The organism is Leptolyngbya sp. NIES-2104 (genome assembly GCF_001485215.1).
Classification (GTDB): domain Bacteria; phylum Cyanobacteriota; class Cyanobacteriia; order Leptolyngbyales; family Leptolyngbyaceae; genus Leptolyngbya.
The window spans coordinates 3476717-3493902 of record NZ_BBWW01000001.1 but is presented as its reverse complement, the minus strand read 5'-3'; the positions used below and the strand labels follow the sequence as shown (position 1 = coordinate 3493902).

Genomic DNA, 17186 nt, shown 5'->3' with positions numbered 1-17186 from the left:
CTGCTAGAATCAATTTATTAGATTGGTTACTCTAGTACAGTTTAGACCCTATCAAAGGAGCCGTCTGACCGATGGATTACATTGAAAAGGTATTGGAAAAGCTCAAAGAATGGGCGCGACGCGTGATCGAAACCCTGTTAGGTCCTGAAGAAGAGCCAGAGGGTGAAATGATCCCGATTCCCATTCCGGTGCGTGATCGTCACCGCTAATCTACATGCTGCGGGGCGAATTCATTGGACAGTATTTTGGTTCTCCACGGACCAAACCTTAATCTTCTGGGTAAAAGAGAACCAGGAGTTTACGGAGTGGTTACGCTGGAAGAAATTAATCAGCGTTTAGTACAAGAAGCTCGATCGTTAAAGGTTGAACTTTCGACGCTGCAATCGAATCATGAGGGTGTTCTGGTCGATGCGATCCAGGTCGCAATGGGTGAACACCAAGGGATTTTAATCAATCCGGGCGCATACACGCACACGAGCGTAGCGATTCGAGATGCGATCGCGGCTGTGAATCTCCCTACAGTTGAGGTACACCTCAGCAATATTCACAAGCGAGAAGAATTTCGACATCATTCTTACATTGCCCCCGTCGCGATTGGGCAAATTTGCGGATTTGGAGCCGAGAGCTACCGTTTAGGACTCCATGCACTTGTAAACTATTTGAGACAAGCTTGATGTGGCTCTATGGAAGGTGCGGTAAAGTTAGCGGTTAATGGAACATTAATGCGCGGCTTAGAATTGAATCCGAATTTATTGGCGATCGATGCCCAGTTTTTACGGGAAACTAAGACTGAGCCAGCCTATCGAATCTGGTCGATTGGCGATCGACATCCGGCAATGCTGAAAGTCAAAGAAGGCGGAACTGCGATCGCGGTCGAAGTCTGGGCAGTTCCCGCAAGTGGATTAGCGACATTATTGATGCAAGAGCCACCCGGATTATCGATCGGAAAAGTTCGACTTGCGGACGGCGAGGAAGTTTTAGGCGTACTCGGTGAACCGTTTCTGTGTGAAGGACAAATCGAGATTACGAAGTACGGCGGCTGGAGAGCTTATATCGAGGAAAAGGCAAATGGATGACTTTGTAGAAATCATGTCTGAAGCGATCGCATTACCCATCCCGGCAGAGTACCGCGAAGGAGTTGTCGCAAACCTGGAGCGAATTCACACGGTCGCGCAAGTGGTTTTAGAATTTCCCCTTCCCAATGAGATTGAAGCTGCTCCGGTGTTTGAACCATGACGATTCCTGATGCGACTCAACTTGCGATCGCGGTTCGCAATCAAGAAGTTTCCGCTCGATCGACCACAGCGGCAACCCTTGCGAAAATTGCTGAGCAAAATCAAACTTACAACTGTTTCACCACGGTTTTATCGGAGTCAGCACTAGAGGATGCCGATCGCATTGATCAAAAAATTGCGGCAGGTGAAGATCCGGGTGCCTTAGCAGGCGTTCCATTTGCTGTAAAAGATCTGTTTGACGTAGCTGGAATTCCGACTCTAGCAGGCTCCAAAATTAACGCTGAAAAGCCTCCAGCCACTCAAGATGCGACGCTGGTAAAACGATTAAAGGAAGCGGGCGCGATTTTGGTCGGAGCGCTCAATATGGATGAATTTGCCTATGGATTCACAACGGAGAACGCGCATTATGGAGCGACTCGCAACCCTCATGATCTCGATCGCGTTGCTGGTGGATCGTCGGGCGGGTCGGCAACCGCGATCGCAGCCGGATTCATTCCTTTTAGCCTCGGTTCTGATACGAATGGCTCGATTCGTGTACCGTCCTCCTTTTGTGGTGTATTCGGATTGAAGCCGACTTACGGAAGATTATCGCGATCGGGGGCTTATCCATTTGTTGGCAGTTTGGATCATGTCGGTCCGTTTGCTCGATCGGTTCGTGATATTGCACTTTTATTTGATGTAATGCAGGGACACGATCCGAGTGATCCAGTTTGTACGAAGCGATCGCCCGAATTTTGTTTACCGGAGCTTTCCAAAGGCAGTGAGGGATTGAGAATTGCGATCGCCGATGAATACTTTGCAAAAAGCGCTGAGCCAGAAGTTTTCACCGCACTCGAACAAGTCGCGCAAGCATTGGGGGCAACTCAGCGAGTCACCTTACCCGCAGCAGGACGGGCACGAGCAGCAGCATTTATCATCACTGCAACCGAAGGCGCAAATCTGCATTTTGAAGAGTTACGGACGCGCCCGCAGGATTTTGATTTTGCAGTGCGCGATCGACTTCTAGCGGGCGCATTAGTACCCGGACATTGGTACTTACAGGCGCAGCGATTTCGACAATGGTTTCGCGATCGGGTTCGAGAAGTGTTTCAGGAAGTCGATATTATTCTGGCTCCCTCTACGCCCTGTGTTGCACCTCGAATCGGACAGCAGATGATGACTTTAGACGGGCAAGAAATGTTAGTGCGTCCGAATTTGGGGATTTTCACACAGCCGCTCTCGTTTATTGGATTGCCGATTATTTCGGTTCCGGTGAAGCGATCGGGATTACCGATCGGCATACAAATTATCGCGGCTCCGTATCAAGAAGCGCTGGTGTTGCGAGTGGCGGCGGAATTGGAAGCAAAGGGAATTGTCGCGGCTCCGGTTGTCGATCGGGCGTGAAGGTTTTGCTCTGAAGGTTTTGCGCTTCGTTGCGAGTCCGCCCCGGAATGGAATTCGGGGCTAACGGTGCGAAGTCCACTAAAGGGGACTGAAGAATGCAGCGAATCGTTCATCGATCGTTAACTCTTTCAACAATGTTGATCAGAGAATTGAGGAAACAGGTATCTATGGATCTTGTGAATTGTTTCGATTTAGCAAGATCTAGGAGAAAAACTTTGCTTTACTCAACACTACTTGCAACGATGCCCCGAACCGTGGAATGGTCGCCTGCGGTTGGATTGACCATGACGCTGTGCTGTTTGTTTTCAGTTGCGATCGGACGTTTTGCCATTAAAAACCGTGGAGTCGGACCGAAACTGCCGCTCGAATCTCCCGCATTGTTTGAAGGGTTTGGAGTCCCCGAACTGCTTGGAACCATGAGCTTTGGTCACGTTCTCGGTGCAGGTGTGATTCTTGGACTCAGCAACGCGGGCGTTCTATAAACTTAATTGAGCGACGATAGAAAACTAGAACAAAATTTTCTATCGTCGCTTGTGCGCGGCGATCTTTCACCGATTACTTTTGTGCTACAACAATCATGCGACGGCTTTCCAAAGTCAAATTATCGCCGTTGCTTCCGTATCCTTCTACTTGTTGAAATCCCGCTTGCATCAGCCAGCTTTGAATTTCAGTGTAGGTAAAATGACGAACACTGTACTGCATTCGTCGAATTTGTCCATCACGAATAATGGTTCGCTCTGTATGAGTTTGTCCAGTTAAGATATCAAATCGTGTTTGGTCAATCAAATAATTGTCATCGCGTTTCACGACGCTACTGGGTTGAAACTGTCTCAACATAAAATCTCGATTGATCAGATCGAGGAGTAGACTTCCACCGGGTTTCAGCGATCGATAAGTTTCCTCTAGCACTCGATGATTACCCGCATCATCAAAGTAACCGTAAGCGGTGAACAGATTGAAAATGGCATCGAATTGGTTTGACCAAGGCAGCGATCGCATATCTCCCTGCACATAATTGACGTGAACACTCAATTCAGAAGCGGACTCACGAGCCAGATCAAGAAACAATGGCGTAATGTCTAATCCCGTCACGTTGCAACCGTGCTGTGCTAACAGATTCGCAATCCGCCCGTGCCCACAAGCGAGATCAAGCACCGTAGATCCAGGTTCAAGTTTGAGCAACTGTTTCACTAATTCTGCTTCTCGCTGGTTCCGTTCCGGGGTGAGATGAGCATAGAAGTACAAGTAGTCTTGATCAAAAACCGATTCAGTATCGAATTGCATAATTTAAACGCCTTGCGGTACTTCATTCCAAATCGAAGTCGTTTGTCTCAAACTGGTATGTGTTCCATTGCCGAGGATTAAGTGATCCAAAATCGGAATTCCGAGAAATCGAGCGCCTTCAAGCAGTTGATGAGTCAAAGTAATATCCTCGGCACTCGGTTCTGTATTGCCAGAAGGATGATTATGAGCCACGATCGCTCTCGTTCCTCCTTGACGAATAATCTCCCGAAAAATTTCTCGTGGGTGTGCCAATGTTTCGGTTGCAGTCCCGATCGTAATCACCTGCGTGGCAATCAATCGATTTTTCACATCGAGAATCAAAACAGCAAATCGCTCGGTCGTTTGCCACATCAATTCGTGACTCAACGCAGCAGCGGCAACATTCGGATCATCAATGATCGTCTTTTCGGGTGGGCGCGATTGGTAGACTCGTTTACCAAGCTCGATCGCTGCCATAATCGTCGTCGCTTTCGCCGTTCCCACTCCCGGAACTTTGGTAAGTTCTGCAATGTTGACTTCTCGCAATGCGCTTAAAGGATCACGCTGATGCTGGCTCAATTCTTGTAAGATGTACTGCCCTAATCCCACGGCTGAAAGCTTTCCTGACCCAGTGCTGAGGAGAATTGCTAAAAGTTCGGCGGTGGAAAGGGTTCTTGCTCCTTGAGCGATGAGGCGTTCGCGAGGACGTTCACTTTCAGGCAAGTCAGCGATACGAAACGAATATGACATAAAGCAGCGGATCAAAAGATGTTTCTCAATTAATCCCTTCTAGCAAATGCAACGTGACAGTGCAGAACAAGCGATAATTTTCTCAGATAAAAAGGCAAAGGTTATGTGGAATGCAAGGTTAGTGTCTAGTGTGGTGTGGGGAAGTGTGGTAAGTATTGTGCTGTGTCAATCTGTGAATGCAGCGCGATCGCAAGACTATACACCCGAACAGTTTGTTTCTGTTCTCAATGGTTTAGGTTACGCCGTTCCGCTAGATGCTCGAATTGATGATCCGCGTGTTCAACAAGCAATTCGAGATTTTCAAATTCAGTTTCGCTTACCTGTGGATGGCACGTTGAACAATCCGACTCAAGATCGAGCAGCGGACATTGTTAAAACGCTTCAATCTGCACTCAATCGCACGCTGAAACCGTCTCCTCAACTTCCCGCGACGCAGTTTTACGGCAGGCAGACTGAAGCAGCGGTGAAACTCTTTCAGCAACAGAATCGTTTACCTGCGACGGGAATTGCGACGCTCGAAACTCGGCAGCGGTTAAACGATATTCTCAGTGATGCGGAACCTCGTCAGCCAACGAATCCTGCAAATTCGCCTGTAACGAATCCGCCTCGATCGCAGTTAACGATCTACTCTGAGGCTCAAATCAAAGCAATTCTGACCGGATTTGGTTATGACATCAATCCACAAGCTTCATTAAGCGATCCGCCAACGGTTCGCGCGATTCGGGATCTTCAGCGAATCTATGGACTCTCAGAAACGGGAGCGATCGATCGTGCCACCGAAGAGAAGTTCTCTAGCGTGATGCGAAATCTGCGAAACAATTTGAGGGTGATTCTGAGAAGTAACTTTGCGATCGCACAGTACTACGATGAAGCCACCAGAACTGCCGTGAGACAGTTCCAATCTCGCTACGGATTACGAGTCAATGGAATTGCAGATCTCGCCGTTCGGAGTCGCATCGATACCGAAGCTCGAAGACCAAGAGGCTAACTACAAACTTTCCAGGTATTCCAGCAAATCAGCCATCTCCTGCGGACTCGGCTGAAATTTCGGCATCGGCGGCGTTTGTCCGCTGATGACTTGCTCGATCAGTCGAACGTGCGATTTGCGGCTAGAAACATTTTTCAAACTCGGTCCGACTTTGCCGTCTGCCATGATTCCATGACACCCTGCACAGTTAATCTGAAAAATAGCATGACCTTGGACTGAATCCCCGGTGAGTGAGAGAACCTCTTGCACATAGGGATCAGTGCGATGAAATTGATTCACGCCAAGAACAGACAACACGATCGCAAAACAGACAACAAGCGCGATCGTGAGCAATTTTTGGAGCGACCCTTCAGATTTAACAAGCTGCTGGTTCAAAAGAGGCTTCTATGAAAGGACTGTAAAATTTGTTCACTCATATACTAAACAGACTTTAACAAATTTCGACAACTCCTGCCGAAGAAAATTTCGTGATCTTGCCAAGAAAATTGCTGTAATTCACCGTGTCATCAGCGTTGCTCGATGAGGAATGGACAAGAACAGCTAAGATATTAGATAACGATACCTTCATGATTTAAGTTTCAAAATCTTACAAACCGAGGAGAATTAAACATGGTCGAGCCAATTTTGCTAGGCATTGTTTTGGGACTGGTGCCCGTTACCTTAGCGGGTCTGTTTGTTGCCGCTTACACCCAATACCGTCGCGGAAATCAACTGAACCTCTAAGTTTTTCCAGCTTACGAACTACCCCAGAGAGTTTTCTTTCTGGGGTTATTTTTTGTGCCAATGTCATACAGAAGACAAACGGGGCGATTAGATTTGCAATAGAAAGTACTCATAATCGAGAGGAGTCATTTCAGATGGTGGATTTTTCGCTCAAATCTCTGATCGCCGACGCGCTTCGTACCGTGTATCACAATGCTGACTGGATGGGCTGGAATTTATTTTTAGCGATCGTGCCTTTCGTTCTGAGCGTGTTCCTCTTCCGCCGTCTGCAATTCGGAAATTCGACTGTAACGTTGAATCGCCATCGTTCTCCGCTCTGGTGGCTTGGTGTTGCAATCTTCGTCGCGTTCTTGCCGAATGCGCCTTACATTCTTACAGACATTATTCATTTTGTGCGGTGGGTGCGGGATGGTGCCTCTGTCTGGACGGTTGCACTCGTTTATGTGCCGCTATTTTTTCTATTCCTTGCTGCTGGATTTGAGGCGTATGTGATGTCACTGCTGAATGTGGGACATTACTTGAAACAGCAAGGATTGAGACGATACGTTTTTGCAACTGAATTAACTTTGCATGGATTAAGTGCGATCGGCATTTATCTCGGTCGCTTTCTCCGCTTCAACAGTTGGAACCTCCTGACGCATTGGAACGATGTCGTAAGTAGTGTATTTGAGGGAGTGTTTGCGAGAGATTCACTGATGACGATCGCAATTACATTTCTCATTCTCACCGTCCTTCACGCACTCTTAAAACCCGTTCATTTTGCGCTTTCCGACTACTGGAAATTTCGCCCGAAAAACCGACAAGATTTCGTAATTCCCAATTCCTAATCTGTAGTTAAATCCAGTGATGGATTTACTGCGATGATGAGCATTCGAGCGATCGCTTTAGTGAGTTTGGGAGTGTTAGGATTTGCGGCTTTACCCGTTCAAGCTGAACAAATCACGAAGACTGTACAGCAAGAAAATGTGAAGGCTGAACTGTCATACGAGAAACTTTTGACCGATGGCATTCCACAAACGAAGAATGTGCGGCTCAGAATTCTAAGAGACAGTCAATCGGCGTTTGATCAAGCACCAACGATCAATGAATACGATCGACCTTTGATCGAGTTTGACGATAATCTCGGTTTCGTCGTTCGCGATTTGGATGGTGACAAAAACCCGGAAGTGATCGCGGATATGTACACAGGCGGAGCGCATTGCTGTCGATATTCGCTGATTTACGAATACGATCGCGACCAAAAACAATACGTGGAGTCGCGTGCATTCTGGGGAAATTTGGGCTATCAACTGCGGGATCTCGATCGTGATGGCAAATCTGAGTTTTACAGTGCTGACGATCGTTTTGCCTACGCATTTACAAGCTATGCTGCTTCAGCATTTCCAACTCAAATTTGGCGGCTTGAGAATGGCAAACTGATCGATGTCACACGGCAATATTCAAAAGAGATCTACAGCAATGCGTATCAACTGTGGCAGCATTATCAGAAGATCCGAACTGAAGAAGATGCTGAAGTGAAGGGTGTTTTGGCGGCTTATTTGGCGGATAAATATCTGCTGGGTCAGCAAGAAGATGGATGGAATCGGTTACGAGAGGCTTATCAAGAAAGCGATCGAGAAGAGTTCTTTGGCAGCCTGCGGAAATTCCTGAAGGAAACGGGCTACGCGCAGTAGTGCTGGGAATCGGCTACGCTGAGATTATTGTCATTGAGGTAGCCGCGATGAGCGTCGTTATTTCTGAGGAAATCTTGCAAGCCGCTCAGCTTAGCCCGAATGAGTTTCGTCAAGAAATAGCAATTCATCTGTTTCAAACTGGGCGGTTATCGTTGGGGTATGCGAGTCGGTTAGCTGAGATGACAACCGTAGAGTTCCGCAATTTGCTTAAAAAACACAATGTTCCTCTTTACTCCTATGATGTTGAGGATTTTGAATTAGATTTGAAAAACTTGCGGGAGTTGGGACGGCTGTGATCGTTATCAGTGATACGTCAGCCATCACAAATCTAGCAGCAATTCAGCATCTGCATCTTTTGCCTCAACTTTACGATCGAGTGATTATCCCCGAAGCCGTTTATCGTGAACTTACAGAAGTTGATCCACCTGTCCCAGGAACTCTAGAAGTTCAATCTGTTTCCTGGATTGATGTTCGTCAAGTGACGACAGTCGAAGTTGTCAAGCGTCTTCAAAGCGAGGTGCGGTTAGATCCTGGAGAGTCGGAAGCAATTGCCCTTGCCTTGGAACTCAATGCAGATTTACTTCTAATTGATGAGCGTCGCGGCAGAGCAGAGGCAAACCGTTTAGGGGTGAGAATTACTGGTCTGCTTGGTATTTTGGTTGAGGCAAAGCAGAAAAATCTGATTTCTGCTGTTAAACCCTTGATGGATGCTTTGATTGATACATCGGAGTTTAGAGTATCTTCGGCTTTGTACAGCCAGATTTTAGAGATTGTTGGTGAAGCGTGATCAAGTGGAAAAGCGATCGAGAAGAGTTCCTCGACAGCCTGCGGAGATTTCTGAAAGAAATGGGTTATGCGAAATAGCGCGCATTAACTTCTCGTTCTTGCCGAAGTTTCTCTAGTCTTGCTGCGGCTGCGGGAGGGTTGAGTTGTTGTGCTGTGCGTTGCTGGTGACTGAATTCGAGCCAGTCCGCCATATATTGACTTACGGTTTCTTTGGCGTGATGGTAGTAGAGAATCGTGGCGTAGACTTGCTCTAGTGTCAGAGCAAAGTAGGTTTGCTGAATTTCTTCAGCCGTTCGGGATTTGTAAATGTACTCGTAGAGAATCGTTTCGATGCCGATGCGTGTGCCTTGGATGCGGATGTCATTCGGGGCTAGAAAGTTGAAATAGTCTTTGAGTCGCATCGTTAAAACTCCCTGCCGTCGCTATTTGCTCTTATCTTAATCTTGTTTCGCAAGCATAATTAAAACCATGAAGCTTTTAGACGTTGTTGCACTCACCAAAGATTTACCAAAACAGAGTATCTACAAAGGGCAAGTTGGAATGATCGTAGAAGCATATGATTCTGATACCTTTGAAGTTGAATTCGTTGATTTGCAAGGAAAAACCTATGCGGTAGAGACTTTGAATGCAGATCAAGTGATGCAGCTTCATTACCGATCGCTTTCTCAAACAGCATTCTAATAATTTCTACGGGTAAAACTCTGAATAGATGTGTTAAAAGATATCAGAGCCTTCCGTATATCTCTATGAACATTGCAGTTAAATTGCCCCTTGGACGCTTAGAGAAAGTTGATCTCCGCTCCTATTGGGAGAAAGAAGCTATTGACTTCACCCCTTGGCTTGCGGAAGCTGAGAACATTCAACTTCTAGGCGACACTATTGGTTTAGATTTAGAAATTGAGGCTCAGGAAAAAGAAGTAGGTCCTTTTCGGGCTGACATCCTTTGCAAGGACACTGCAAATGATCAATGGGTTCTCATCGAAAACCAATTAGAACGGACTGATCATATTCATCTTGGACAGCTTCTCACTTATGCAGCCGGACTGAACGCAGTAACGATCGTTTGGATCGCCGCTCGTTTCACTGATGAACATCGCGCCACACTGGACTGGCTCAACGAAATTACAAACGAAGATTTTAACTTTTTTGGACTTGAGATTGAACTCTGGCGGATTGGGACATCTGCGATCGCGCCAAAATTCAACATGGTTAGTAAACCGAATAATTGGAGCAAAACGATTACCGGAGCCGCAAAGAGTTTACAGACAGTTGAGCAAACCGAAGCCAAAAAACTTCAATACGAATACTGGACTGTCTTCCGCGAATATGCTCTAGAAAACGCTCAATTTATCAAACCTACTAAACCGCTCTACCAGCACTGGATGAATATTGCTTTGGGGCGTAGTGGCTTTATCTTAGTTGCGATCGCGTCAACCTGGAATTCTGAAACTCAAAACTACAACAGTAATGAAACCCGCGCCGAATTAAATATTCAAAATAAAGCCTCGAAAGCCTGCTTTTCCTTGCTTAAACAACAACAATCCGAAATCGAACGTGAATTTGGTGAAGCTTTGATTTGGGATAGTCAACCTGATCGGAAAAGCTGCCGAATTTACATCAGAACTTCTGTTAAGTTGGGCGATCGTGACGACTGGAAAAATCAACATCAATGGCTAGTTGAAAAACTTGATAAGCTCCATTCTGTCTTTGCTAAGCGAGTGCAACAACTCGACCTCAGTGGTTTAAGCTTAATTTCTTCATCTTCTGATACTGAGGAGCCATAACAGGTTCAGAAATATAAAAGCTCTCTTGAATTCCAAGAGAGCTTTTCAAGATTATGGTACTTCTGAACTTAGTAAGCGTCTTGTAGTTCAAAGAAGTCGTGGGAGATGTAATCCTTGCGGAGTGGATAACCTACCCAGTCTTCCGGCATCAGCAAGCGTCTCAAGTTCGGGTGTCCTTCGTAGACAATCCCGTACATATCAAACGTTTCTCGCTCTTGCCAGTCTGCGCCTTTCCAAATCCAAAAAACCGAAGGCACTTTCGGATTCTCACGCGGTAAGTACACTTTCAACCGAACTTCATCCGGGCGATCGGCGCTATCAGATACTTTGATCAGGTGGTAGAAACTCACTAACTGATCGCCCGGACCCAAATCATAGCCGCCCTGACACTGAAGGCAGTTAAACCCATTCGCATACAGCGCAGTCGAAAACGGGATTAGCAACTCCGGTTCGACTTTGATCACTTCGACTCCACTGGCATCAGGTCCCATGAATTCGTGATCAAAACCGTTTTGAGTCAGCCACTTGGAAGTTTTACCCGCTTCAACGATCGTTGTTTCAGTCGCTTGTTTTTCTTCAGCCACGATCGACGTTCTCCTTTTGCGCTTCCAAAACCGCAGGGACTTCAAGACCCAATGCTTCCGCTAATTCACGTGGTGGCGCGTTTCGGCTATCTGATTGCAGATACGTGCCATCGTGAATGATTTTGTACGGCTGCATATTGTGGGTCGTGCTGTAGTAGCGGTGGGTTTGCAGCAGTTGACCGCGTTCCTGGATCGATTCGTTCGAGATCTTCTTACGAAGCTTGATGATCGCATCGATGATCGCTTCAGGACGGGGAGGACATCCCGGCAAATAGATATCAACTGGAATCAGTTTATCCACGCCGCGAACCGCAGTCGGAGAATCCACGCTGAACATTCCGCCCGTAATCGTGCAAGCGCCCATCGCGATCACATATTTCGGTTCGGGCATTTGCTCGTAGAGACGCACCAAAGCGGGAGCCATTTTCATCGTGATCGTACCTGCGGTGATCAAAAGATCCGCTTGTCTGGGTGCCGATCGCGGAACGAGTCCAAAGCGATCGAAGTCAAACCGCGAACCGATCAGCGCCGCAAATTCGATAAAGCAGCAAGCCGTTCCAAAGAGAAGGGGCCAAAGACTCGATAATCTTGCCCAGTTGTAAAGATCGTCTACCGTCGTCAAAATGACGTTCTCGGACAATTCTTGCGTCACACCCGGACGCTCGATCGGATTAATGAGAGACCCGCCGTTAAGCGAAGTCGCTTCTGGATTCATGACCATTCCAATGCTCCTTTTCGCCAGGCGTAGACCAGACCGACAATTAAAATTCCAATGAAAATCAGCGCTTCGATGAACGCTAACAATCCCAAACGATTGAAAGCGACTGCCCAAGGGTACAGAAACACCGTTTCTACGTCGAAGATCACGAATACGAGCGCGAACATGTAGTAACGGATGTTGAACTGAATCCATGCACCCCCGATCGGTTCCATCCCCGATTCATACGTGGTACGGCGTTCAGGTCCTCGACGGCTAGGGCGAACTAGCTTAGAAGCCAGAAGTGCCAGAACCGGAACCAAACTGCAAATCAGCAGGAAGCCTAAAAGATATTCATAGCCGCTTAGGACATACACAGGTATTCGCCGCCTCTCGTTCTACAAAAATGGACTGGTTACGTTGCTTTACACTTCATTATTATAGTGTGTCGCAATTTATCATGGTGCGCTGAAATACCCGCCAAATCAAGGATTACTTACAATTGGTTCTGAATCGAAACCATTGAGCAGAATCTATTCAGATTTGGGGCAGTTCTGAAGAAAGTATATGTGAATTGGCTAAATTATTGGGCGTTTGAGAAGGATCTCATAATGTCATAATAATTAACGAACACTTTAAGGTTTGGGTCACTCCCTGACATTTTGCCATGAGTACCGAAGCTGATAACTCCCAAGAAAACGCTGTAGAGACTGAGGTTAAGCCGTTAGATCCAAAAGATCTCGATCGCTATGAGTGCGCCGCTTGTGGATACACCTACGAGCCGACCAAGGGCGACGATCGCAGTGGGATTGCCGCTGGAGTCGCGTTTGAGGATTTGCCAATTATCTGGAAATGTCCGGTCTGCGGCGTTCCAAAAAAGCGGTTTCAAAATGTCGGTCCGCTCAATTCGCCGTCTGGATTTAAGTCGAATCTGGGATATGGGCTGGGTGTGAATACGATGACTCCAGGGCAGAAAAACCTGCTAATTTTCGGCGGATTGATTTTAGCGTTTATTTTCTTCCTAAGTCTTTACGGGTTGCAGTAGTGCAACGGATTGAACCCTTTATTTACTGAGATCAAGAGCGATGTATCGGATTTTGAGAGCCTGGAAACAGTTTGTGATTTTGTTAGCGGTTGTCTTCCTGGCGACTGGCTGTAAAGGGTTTTTGCCCGCTGTTGTGAATAACCCGTGGCAGACGGTTGAGCTACCCGTTGAAGAAAATATGCTCGATGTCAGCTTTGTGGATAAGCAACACGGCTGGATGGTCGGCACGAATTCCGCACTGCTCGAAACCACGAACGGCGGGAAGTCCTGGAATCAAAAAGTTTTAGACTTGGGTGAACAGAAGTATCGTCTCACTTCCGTGAATTTCTCAGGTAATGATGGTTGGATTGCTGGACAGCCTTCGATTCTTTTGCACACGGGCGATGGCGGGAAGTCTTGGGCGCGATTGCCCTTGAGCACTAAGCTACCTGGAGCACCGGAAAAGATTGTGGCGCTTGGTGAAAATCAAGCGGAGATGACGACTGATGTGGGTGCAATTTATCGCACGACTGACGGTGGCAAGAATTGGAAAGCGCTAGTGTCTGAGGCGTTTGGGGTAATGCGGAGTATCGATCGTACTTCTGATGGAAAGTACATTGCCGTTTCTTCGACCGGTAACTTCTTCTCAACTTGGGAACCGGGTCAAAACGTTTGGCAACCGTTCAACCGCAACAGTTCACGCAAGCTGCAAAACATGGGATTTGCGCCTGACGGACATCTCTGGATGTTGGCAAGAGGTGGACAGATTCAGTTTAGTGCTTCAAACAATCCAGAGGACTGGTTAGACCCTCAAAATCCTGAGTTTTCCACCAGTTGGGGATTGTTAGATTTGGCGTATCGCACCCCTGAAGAGCTATGGGTTGTCGGGGGTAGCGGCAATCTGTTAGCCAGCTTTGATGGCGGTAAGACTTGGCAAAAGGATCGCGATGTCGAGAACATTCCAGCGAACCTTTACCGGATTGTTTTCTTGGATTCAAAGACCGGGTTCATCATGGGTCAGCGCGGGACTTTATTGAAGTACGAACCCGCACAAACCGCTTGATTGAAAGGGATGGGGGATCAATTTTCAAGGATTCACTTGTGAGGGTTTCTTCCGTCCCGTATGATACAAATAAGGCTTTTGTTCGTTGACTTCTGGAGAGAGTTAAATGGCAGGTACTACTGGTGAGCGTCCGTTTGGGGACATTGTTACAAGCATTCGCTATTGGGTGATTCACAGCATCACGATTCCTGCATTGTTTATTGCAGGTTGGTTGTTTGTCAGCACTGGCTTGGCATACGACGTATTCGGAACGCCTCGTCCGAATGAATACTATCCGACTGCCCGCCAAGAACAGTTGCCGATCGTAAGCAACCGATCTGAAGCGAAACAACAGGTAGACAAATTTGCATCGCAGGTTGGCAAGTAGTTTAACGAGGTTAAAAAACAATGACAAGCAACACTCCGAACGAACCGATTTCATATCCGATTTTTACCGTCCGCTGGTTGGCTGTGCACACGTTGGCAGTTCCGGCGATCTTTTTCATTGGCGCGATCGCTTCAATGCAATTTATTCAACGATAGGAGCTTGAATCATGGCAGGGATTAAAGGTTCTCCAAACCCAAATAAGCAGCCCGTTGAATTGAACCGGACTTCGCTGTATCTGGGTTTGCTGATGATTTTTACGCTGGGAATTTTGTTCTCTAGCTATTTCTTCAACTAATTTCTCGATCGTTTAGCTTGCGTTTTTAGGAGGATTAAACTGTGCAAACTGGTGGAAGAATTCCCTTGTGGTTAGTGGCAACGGTCGCTGGCTTGGGCGCAATTGGTGTATTGGCGCTGTTCTTTTACGGTTCCTATACGAGTGTGGGTTCGTCGATGTAGGTCGAACGTTACAAATGAAGAAAGCCGCCTGATGCAAGATTGGGCGGCTTTTAGTTTGCTAATGCGTTTGGAATTTGTGGCTTAGATGCCTGTCGGATCTTCGCGTTCGATGTACAAGAACAACAATGCAAAGACGACCGTTGGCACTAACCAGGTGACAACGGGGATGAGAATCCAAGGCAGATATGAAGCTGCATATGAACCTGTCATAAGAAAAGTTTCCTATTCGTTAGATGATTCCATTTGTGAATGTACCTGTGAAGGGTGACACGGATCTGAGGTTTCTCAAGATTCTTAACATTCGGGAGAGTGGACAAAATTGTGAGATGGTTTTTTGCGAATTAATTCAGACTAATCAGAGACTGAATCGTGACTGCACCGCCCTCGATCGTATCAAATTGCACTCGATACCCATAAAGTAAACTCATTCCAACCAAAGGCGACGCTTCAGACGCATTAATATCAACTTGTCGAAACTCTCCATCCCAAATGACAGAGCCACGATACACATCAAAAATGCAAGTACTTCCATCACCTAATGTGCCTGCTTCTCGTCTGTAAGGCTGCAAATTGAGGTTAGACAAAACCGACAAAGGCAGAGTCAAAAAACCTGTAAATCCTGTATCAATAATTGCCTCAACTAACTGCGTTAAACCTGCATTCCGTACAATCAACCGGATTGTTGCCTCGCAGTTTTGACCAACGATTCCATGAATCATAAAGTTAAACCGGACGACCGAAGCCAAAGCGATGAACCCCTTTGTGCCCAACTCGAACGCACCAGATCTGGGCTTCCGGATGCTGTTCAAGCAATCGATCTGAAGCTGTTATTGTATCGTTTGCAAGTTCAAAGGCTCCGGTTTCGATGTCGATCGCAACAATTTTGCCAAAGTTTCCTTGCTCAATCTGGGGGCGTACTTGAGACTCGTAGATCTCGTTGCCGCGTTGAGCAAATTCTTCCTTGCTGTAGCGAAGTGGTTGAGCGTTCATGTATTCGAGTTTCTCTTCTTCTACCCATCGTAGCTGAGATGCTGTTACAGCACTTGAATTATTAACTTTTTACTAAAAAAGGTGAGCGAGAAGTGCCCACCTAGCGATTTATAATTCAATTGTATGGAACAGGTTAGTTACAGTCCAAACAACTTAAAAATTGCAGCACCTAGAGAAGAAGAGCTTTTTGTAGGTTTGTTTGAAGTTGATCGATAGTGTTTTTTTACGGTACTATCTCCTCTTTTGTGCTCATGCACATAAACCTTCTTTTTACCACCTTTTGTTTTTGCCATCGGCTATCTCCGTAAGACTTGGATTCCTCTGTTCTAGCACTGTAGAAAACCTGAGTTTTAGGTGAAATCGCGCAATAAAAAATAATTGCGTAGAATTCAGGTGATTATTCGCTTAACTTAACCACTATGGTTGCATTCTCCAGCATTCCTAAAGTTATTCTCGATACCGATCCGGGTGGTGATGATGTCTTTGCGCTGCTCTGGCTTCAGAGCTTGGTGAAACAGGGACTAGCAGAACTGATTGCGGTGACGACAGCGGGCGGGAATGTTTCGACTGAGAAGACGTTTTCTAGTGCGAGTCGGATTCTGAGCTTGGGGGGATTGGGAGAGGTTGAAGTGGGGAGAGGAGTTGCAACTTCACACCCTTCAGAAGATGCCTCACACATTCACGGCTCTGATGGTATGGGAAATCTGTCATCACAACTTCCTGAGCCAGTTCACAACTATGAAACGGCTCGATCGTCGAATGAGATTTTGATCGATCGATTAAACACAATGCCAGGAGAAATTACCGTAATTGCGATCGCGCCTCTTACCAATCTTGCAGCGGCAGAAAAGAAGCATCCCGGCATTCTCAGAAAAGCTAAGGAAATTATCATCATGGGCGGTGCGTTTCGCTGTCCCGGAAACGTTACGCCTCATGCAGAATTCAATGTGTGGTTTGATCCAGAAGCGGCAGAGATTGTATTGAACAGTCGGAATGATTTGGTAATTACTTCGCTGGATGTGACGCGGAAGTTGATTTTTACACGGGAGATGAGTTTGTCGATCGCTCGATCGAACCCAACCACTGAACTATCAAAATTTCTCACGAATCTCTGTGAGTTCATGATTAGCACTGCTCTAAAGTACCGAGAAACGAGTGGAACCGAAGGGTTTCTCGTCCATGATGCGGCGACGTTGGGATATTTGTTTTATCCAGAAACAATGGTGTGGAGACGGGCGAGAGTGCAGATTGAAACAAAAGAGGGATGGACACGAGGGCAGACATTGATCGACGATCGTAATTCTGCAAAACCACTCTCAAATGCTTGGATTTCAACCGAAGTCGATGCTACGAGATTCTTTACAAGTTTGATTGAGGATTTAAAGACATTAAATAAGGGATCAGAGTTGATCTGATCCCT

General features: G+C 46.6%; 32 protein-coding genes. 21 read left to right on the top strand and 11 right to left on the bottom strand.

Annotated elements, in window-relative coordinates; genetic code table 11:
- The first annotated feature begins 71 nt into the window (after positions 1 to 71).
- The 6 genes from NIES2104_RS32420 (at position 72) to psaK (ending at position 3100) form a co-directional block, all read left to right on the top strand.
- A complete protein-coding gene (locus NIES2104_RS32420) occupies positions 72 to 209 on the top strand; it encodes a hypothetical protein (protein ID WP_192843599.1) in 138 nt (45 codons plus the stop codon).
- Between the two features lie 24 nt (positions 210 to 233).
- Complete coding sequence (aroQ, locus tag NIES2104_RS16555; protein ID WP_058999395.1) at positions 234 to 674, top strand: type II 3-dehydroquinate dehydratase; 441 nt, start codon at positions 234 to 236, stop codon at positions 672 to 674.
- A 9-nt stretch (positions 675 to 683) separates the two neighbouring features.
- A complete protein-coding gene (locus NIES2104_RS16550) occupies positions 684 to 1076 on the top strand; it encodes a gamma-glutamylcyclotransferase (protein WP_058999394.1) in 393 nt (130 codons plus the stop codon).
- Positions 1069 to 1236, top strand: coding sequence for a DUF4089 domain-containing protein (locus NIES2104_RS30890; RefSeq protein ID WP_072218082.1), 168 nt, complete (start codon positions 1069 to 1071; stop codon positions 1234 to 1236). Before NIES2104_RS16550 ends, NIES2104_RS30890 begins: the two co-directional genes overlap by 8 nt.
- On the top strand, positions 1233 to 2618 hold the full coding sequence (locus NIES2104_RS16545) for an Asp-tRNA(Asn)/Glu-tRNA(Gln) amidotransferase GatCAB subunit A (RefSeq protein WP_058999393.1): 1386 nt from the start codon (positions 1233 to 1235) through the stop codon (positions 2616 to 2618). The genes NIES2104_RS30890 and NIES2104_RS16545 overlap by 4 nt, the downstream gene beginning before the upstream one ends.
- Before the next feature lie 215 nt (positions 2619 to 2833).
- A complete protein-coding gene (gene psaK, locus NIES2104_RS16540; RefSeq protein WP_059001816.1) occupies positions 2834 to 3100 on the top strand; it encodes a photosystem I reaction center subunit PsaK in 267 nt (88 codons plus the stop codon).
- 73 nt (positions 3101 to 3173) lie between these two features.
- Here psaK and NIES2104_RS16535 read toward each other — a convergent pair whose 3' ends face one another.
- A complete protein-coding gene (locus tag NIES2104_RS16535) occupies positions 3174 to 3902 on the bottom strand; it encodes a class I SAM-dependent methyltransferase (protein ID WP_058999392.1) in 729 nt (242 codons plus the stop codon).
- Positions 3903 to 3905: 3 nt separating this feature from the next.
- Positions 3906 to 4631 carry a DNA repair protein RadC gene (gene radC, locus NIES2104_RS16530; RefSeq protein WP_058999391.1) on the bottom strand — a complete coding sequence of 242 codons (726 nt, stop codon included), beginning with the start codon at positions 4629 to 4631 and terminating at the stop codon, positions 3906 to 3908.
- Positions 4632 to 4734: 103 nt separating this feature from the next.
- Here radC and NIES2104_RS16525 point away from each other — a divergent pair, with 103 nt between their 5' ends.
- Entirely contained in the window at positions 4735 to 5619 is an 885-nt protein-coding gene (locus tag NIES2104_RS16525) for a peptidoglycan-binding protein (protein ID WP_192843598.1), read from the top strand.
- Here NIES2104_RS16525 and NIES2104_RS16520 read toward each other — a convergent pair whose 3' ends face one another.
- Entirely contained in the window at positions 5620 to 5994 is a 375-nt protein-coding gene (locus NIES2104_RS16520) for a cytochrome c (protein WP_058999389.1), read from the bottom strand. It abuts the gene before it with no gap.
- A gap of 234 nt (positions 5995 to 6228) precedes the next feature.
- On the opposite strand from NIES2104_RS16520, the gene petG reads away from it, so the two are divergent.
- The 5 genes from petG to NIES2104_RS16495 all read left to right on the top strand — a co-directional run bounded on the left by petG (position 6229) and on the right by NIES2104_RS16495 (position 8802).
- Positions 6229 to 6342: a cytochrome b6-f complex subunit V gene (petG, locus tag NIES2104_RS16515; protein ID WP_017286270.1), complete on the top strand. Its 114-nt coding sequence runs from the start codon at positions 6229 to 6231 to the stop codon at positions 6340 to 6342.
- A 134-nt stretch (positions 6343 to 6476) separates the two neighbouring features.
- Positions 6477 to 7169 carry a DUF1361 domain-containing protein gene (locus NIES2104_RS16510; protein ID WP_072218081.1) on the top strand — a complete coding sequence of 231 codons (693 nt, stop codon included), beginning with the start codon at positions 6477 to 6479 and terminating at the stop codon, positions 7167 to 7169.
- A 33-nt stretch (positions 7170 to 7202) separates the two neighbouring features.
- Positions 7203 to 8015 carry a hypothetical protein gene (locus NIES2104_RS16505; RefSeq protein WP_058999388.1) on the top strand — a complete coding sequence of 271 codons (813 nt, stop codon included), beginning with the start codon at positions 7203 to 7205 and terminating at the stop codon, positions 8013 to 8015.
- A 47-nt stretch (positions 8016 to 8062) separates the two neighbouring features.
- Entirely contained in the window at positions 8063 to 8311 is a 249-nt protein-coding gene (locus NIES2104_RS16500) for a UPF0175 family protein (RefSeq protein WP_059001812.1), read from the top strand.
- Positions 8308 to 8802 carry a DUF3368 domain-containing protein gene (locus NIES2104_RS16495; protein WP_058999387.1) on the top strand — a complete coding sequence of 165 codons (495 nt, stop codon included), beginning with the start codon at positions 8308 to 8310 and terminating at the stop codon, positions 8800 to 8802. Before NIES2104_RS16500 ends, NIES2104_RS16495 begins: the two co-directional genes overlap by 4 nt.
- Positions 8803 to 8866: 64 nt before the next feature.
- Here the strand turns inward: NIES2104_RS16495 and NIES2104_RS16490 are convergent, their stop codons facing one another.
- Positions 8867 to 9202, bottom strand: coding sequence for a DUF433 domain-containing protein (locus tag NIES2104_RS16490; protein ID WP_058999386.1), 336 nt, complete (start codon positions 9200 to 9202; stop codon positions 8867 to 8869).
- Between the two features lie 67 nt (positions 9203 to 9269).
- On the opposite strand from NIES2104_RS16490, the gene NIES2104_RS16485 reads away from it, so the two are divergent.
- Together NIES2104_RS16485 and NIES2104_RS16480 are read left to right on the top strand one after the other, a co-directional pair.
- On the top strand, positions 9270 to 9482 hold the full coding sequence (locus NIES2104_RS16485) for a DUF4926 domain-containing protein (RefSeq protein ID WP_058999385.1): 213 nt from the start codon (positions 9270 to 9272) through the stop codon (positions 9480 to 9482).
- Between the two features lie 65 nt (positions 9483 to 9547).
- Positions 9548 to 10585, top strand: a complete 1038-nt coding sequence (locus NIES2104_RS16480) for a DUF4268 domain-containing protein (RefSeq protein ID WP_058999384.1) — start codon at positions 9548 to 9550, stop codon at positions 10583 to 10585.
- Between the two features lie 68 nt (positions 10586 to 10653).
- On the opposite strand, the gene NIES2104_RS16475 is transcribed toward NIES2104_RS16480, so the two are convergent.
- The 3 genes from NIES2104_RS16475 to ndhC are packed head-to-tail and all read right to left on the bottom strand — an operon-like array spanning position 10654 to position 12243.
- Positions 10654 to 11169 carry an NAD(P)H-quinone oxidoreductase subunit J gene (locus tag NIES2104_RS16475; protein ID WP_058999383.1) on the bottom strand — a complete coding sequence of 172 codons (516 nt, stop codon included), beginning with the start codon at positions 11167 to 11169 and terminating at the stop codon, positions 10654 to 10656.
- Positions 11162 to 11890: an NADH dehydrogenase subunit K gene (locus NIES2104_RS16470; protein ID WP_058999382.1), complete on the bottom strand. Its 729-nt coding sequence runs from the start codon at positions 11888 to 11890 to the stop codon at positions 11162 to 11164. Before NIES2104_RS16470 ends, NIES2104_RS16475 begins: the two co-directional genes overlap by 8 nt.
- A complete protein-coding gene (gene ndhC / locus NIES2104_RS16465) occupies positions 11881 to 12243 on the bottom strand; it encodes a photosynthetic/respiratory NAD(P)H-quinone oxidoreductase subunit C (RefSeq protein WP_058999381.1) in 363 nt (120 codons plus the stop codon). The genes NIES2104_RS16470 and ndhC overlap by 10 nt, the downstream gene beginning before the upstream one ends.
- A 290-nt stretch (positions 12244 to 12533) precedes the next feature.
- On the opposite strand from ndhC, the gene NIES2104_RS16460 reads away from it, so the two are divergent.
- The 6 genes from NIES2104_RS16460 (at position 12534) to NIES2104_RS30885 (ending at position 14776) form a co-directional block, all read left to right on the top strand.
- Entirely contained in the window at positions 12534 to 12911 is a 378-nt protein-coding gene (locus NIES2104_RS16460) for a rubredoxin (RefSeq protein WP_058999380.1), read from the top strand.
- A 40-nt stretch (positions 12912 to 12951) separates the two neighbouring features.
- On the top strand, positions 12952 to 13953 hold the full coding sequence (locus NIES2104_RS16455; protein ID WP_058999379.1) for a photosynthesis system II assembly factor Ycf48: 1002 nt from the start codon (positions 12952 to 12954) through the stop codon (positions 13951 to 13953).
- A gap of 106 nt (positions 13954 to 14059) precedes the next feature.
- Positions 14060 to 14320 (top strand): cytochrome b559 subunit alpha, encoded by a 261-nt coding sequence (psbE, locus tag NIES2104_RS16450; RefSeq protein WP_058999378.1) that lies wholly within the window; start codon positions 14060 to 14062, stop codon positions 14318 to 14320.
- 20 nt (positions 14321 to 14340) lie between these two features.
- Positions 14341 to 14475 carry a cytochrome b559 subunit beta gene (gene psbF, locus NIES2104_RS16445; protein WP_058999377.1) on the top strand — a complete coding sequence of 45 codons (135 nt, stop codon included), beginning with the start codon at positions 14341 to 14343 and terminating at the stop codon, positions 14473 to 14475.
- Positions 14476 to 14486: 11 nt separating this feature from the next.
- On the top strand, positions 14487 to 14615 hold the full coding sequence (locus tag NIES2104_RS16440) for a photosystem II reaction center protein L (RefSeq protein WP_058999376.1): 129 nt from the start codon (positions 14487 to 14489) through the stop codon (positions 14613 to 14615).
- A gap of 41 nt (positions 14616 to 14656) precedes the next feature.
- Positions 14657 to 14776, top strand: a complete 120-nt coding sequence (locus NIES2104_RS30885; protein ID WP_072218080.1) for a photosystem II reaction center protein J — start codon at positions 14657 to 14659, stop codon at positions 14774 to 14776.
- A gap of 81 nt (positions 14777 to 14857) precedes the next feature.
- On the opposite strand, the gene NIES2104_RS16435 is transcribed toward NIES2104_RS30885, so the two are convergent.
- The 4 genes from NIES2104_RS16435 to NIES2104_RS32415 form a co-directional block, all read right to left on the bottom strand.
- Complete coding sequence (locus NIES2104_RS16435) at positions 14858 to 14986, bottom strand: photosystem I reaction center subunit VIII (RefSeq protein WP_058999375.1); 129 nt, start codon at positions 14984 to 14986, stop codon at positions 14858 to 14860.
- Positions 14987 to 15117: 131 nt separating this feature from the next.
- Positions 15118 to 15522 carry a clan AA aspartic protease gene (locus NIES2104_RS16430; protein WP_339375138.1) on the bottom strand — a complete coding sequence of 135 codons (405 nt, stop codon included), beginning with the start codon at positions 15520 to 15522 and terminating at the stop codon, positions 15118 to 15120.
- Complete coding sequence (locus NIES2104_RS16425; RefSeq protein WP_058999373.1) at positions 15500 to 15766, bottom strand: hypothetical protein; 267 nt, start codon at positions 15764 to 15766, stop codon at positions 15500 to 15502. Before NIES2104_RS16425 ends, NIES2104_RS16430 begins: the two co-directional genes overlap by 23 nt.
- A gap of 137 nt (positions 15767 to 15903) precedes the next feature.
- The gene (locus tag NIES2104_RS32415; RefSeq protein WP_192843597.1) at positions 15904 to 16059 is read right to left on the bottom strand and encodes a hypothetical protein; all 156 of its coding nucleotides are present in this window, start codon (positions 16057 to 16059) and stop codon (positions 15904 to 15906) included.
- 126 nt (positions 16060 to 16185) lie between these two features.
- Between NIES2104_RS32415 and NIES2104_RS16420 the strand changes: the two genes are divergently transcribed.
- Positions 16186 to 17181 (top strand): nucleoside hydrolase, encoded by a 996-nt coding sequence (locus tag NIES2104_RS16420; RefSeq protein ID WP_058999372.1) that lies wholly within the window; start codon positions 16186 to 16188, stop codon positions 17179 to 17181.
- Positions 17182 to 17186: the final 5 nt, after the last annotated feature.

Coding starts and splice junctions, on each gene's coding strand:
- NIES2104_RS32420 (WP_192843599.1), top strand. CDS start 72: ATGGATTACATTGAAAAGGTATTGGAAAAGCTCAAAGAATGGGCGCGA.
- NIES2104_RS16550 (WP_058999394.1), top strand. CDS start 684: ATGGAAGGTGCGGTAAAGTTAGCGGTTAATGGAACATTAATGCGCGGC.
- NIES2104_RS30890 (WP_072218082.1), top strand. CDS start 1,069: ATGGATGACTTTGTAGAAATCATGTCTGAAGCGATCGCATTACCCATC.
- NIES2104_RS16545 (WP_058999393.1), top strand. CDS start 1,233: ATGACGATTCCTGATGCGACTCAACTTGCGATCGCGGTTCGCAATCAA.
- NIES2104_RS16535 (WP_058999392.1), bottom strand. CDS start 3,902: ATGCAATTCGATACTGAATCGGTTTTTGATCAAGACTACTTGTACTTC.
- radC (WP_058999391.1), bottom strand. CDS start 4,631: ATGTCATATTCGTTTCGTATCGCTGACTTGCCTGAAAGTGAACGTCCT.
- NIES2104_RS16525 (WP_192843598.1), top strand. CDS start 4,735: ATGTGGAATGCAAGGTTAGTGTCTAGTGTGGTGTGGGGAAGTGTGGTA.
- petG (WP_017286270.1), top strand. CDS start 6,229: ATGGTCGAGCCAATTTTGCTAGGCATTGTTTTGGGACTGGTGCCCGTT.
- NIES2104_RS16510 (WP_072218081.1), top strand. CDS start 6,477: ATGGTGGATTTTTCGCTCAAATCTCTGATCGCCGACGCGCTTCGTACC.
- NIES2104_RS16505 (WP_058999388.1), top strand. CDS start 7,203: ATGATGAGCATTCGAGCGATCGCTTTAGTGAGTTTGGGAGTGTTAGGA.
- NIES2104_RS16500 (WP_059001812.1), top strand. CDS start 8,063: ATGAGCGTCGTTATTTCTGAGGAAATCTTGCAAGCCGCTCAGCTTAGC.
- NIES2104_RS16490 (WP_058999386.1), bottom strand. CDS start 9,202: ATGCGACTCAAAGACTATTTCAACTTTCTAGCCCCGAATGACATCCGC.
- NIES2104_RS16485 (WP_058999385.1), top strand. CDS start 9,270: ATGAAGCTTTTAGACGTTGTTGCACTCACCAAAGATTTACCAAAACAG.
- NIES2104_RS16480 (WP_058999384.1), top strand. CDS start 9,548: ATGAACATTGCAGTTAAATTGCCCCTTGGACGCTTAGAGAAAGTTGAT.
- NIES2104_RS16470 (WP_058999382.1), bottom strand. CDS start 11,890: ATGGTCATGAATCCAGAAGCGACTTCGCTTAACGGCGGGTCTCTCATT.
- NIES2104_RS16460 (WP_058999380.1), top strand. CDS start 12,534: ATGAGTACCGAAGCTGATAACTCCCAAGAAAACGCTGTAGAGACTGAG.
- NIES2104_RS16455 (WP_058999379.1), top strand. CDS start 12,952: ATGTATCGGATTTTGAGAGCCTGGAAACAGTTTGTGATTTTGTTAGCG.
- psbE (WP_058999378.1), top strand. CDS start 14,060: ATGGCAGGTACTACTGGTGAGCGTCCGTTTGGGGACATTGTTACAAGC.
- psbF (WP_058999377.1), top strand. CDS start 14,341: ATGACAAGCAACACTCCGAACGAACCGATTTCATATCCGATTTTTACC.
- NIES2104_RS16440 (WP_058999376.1), top strand. CDS start 14,487: ATGGCAGGGATTAAAGGTTCTCCAAACCCAAATAAGCAGCCCGTTGAA.
- NIES2104_RS16435 (WP_058999375.1), bottom strand. CDS start 14,986: ATGACAGGTTCATATGCAGCTTCATATCTGCCTTGGATTCTCATCCCC.
- NIES2104_RS16425 (WP_058999373.1), bottom strand. CDS start 15,766: ATGAACGCTCAACCACTTCGCTACAGCAAGGAAGAATTTGCTCAACGC.
- NIES2104_RS32415 (WP_192843597.1), bottom strand. CDS start 16,059: ATGGCAAAAACAAAAGGTGGTAAAAAGAAGGTTTATGTGCATGAGCAC.
- NIES2104_RS16420 (WP_058999372.1), top strand. CDS start 16,186: ATGGTTGCATTCTCCAGCATTCCTAAAGTTATTCTCGATACCGATCCG.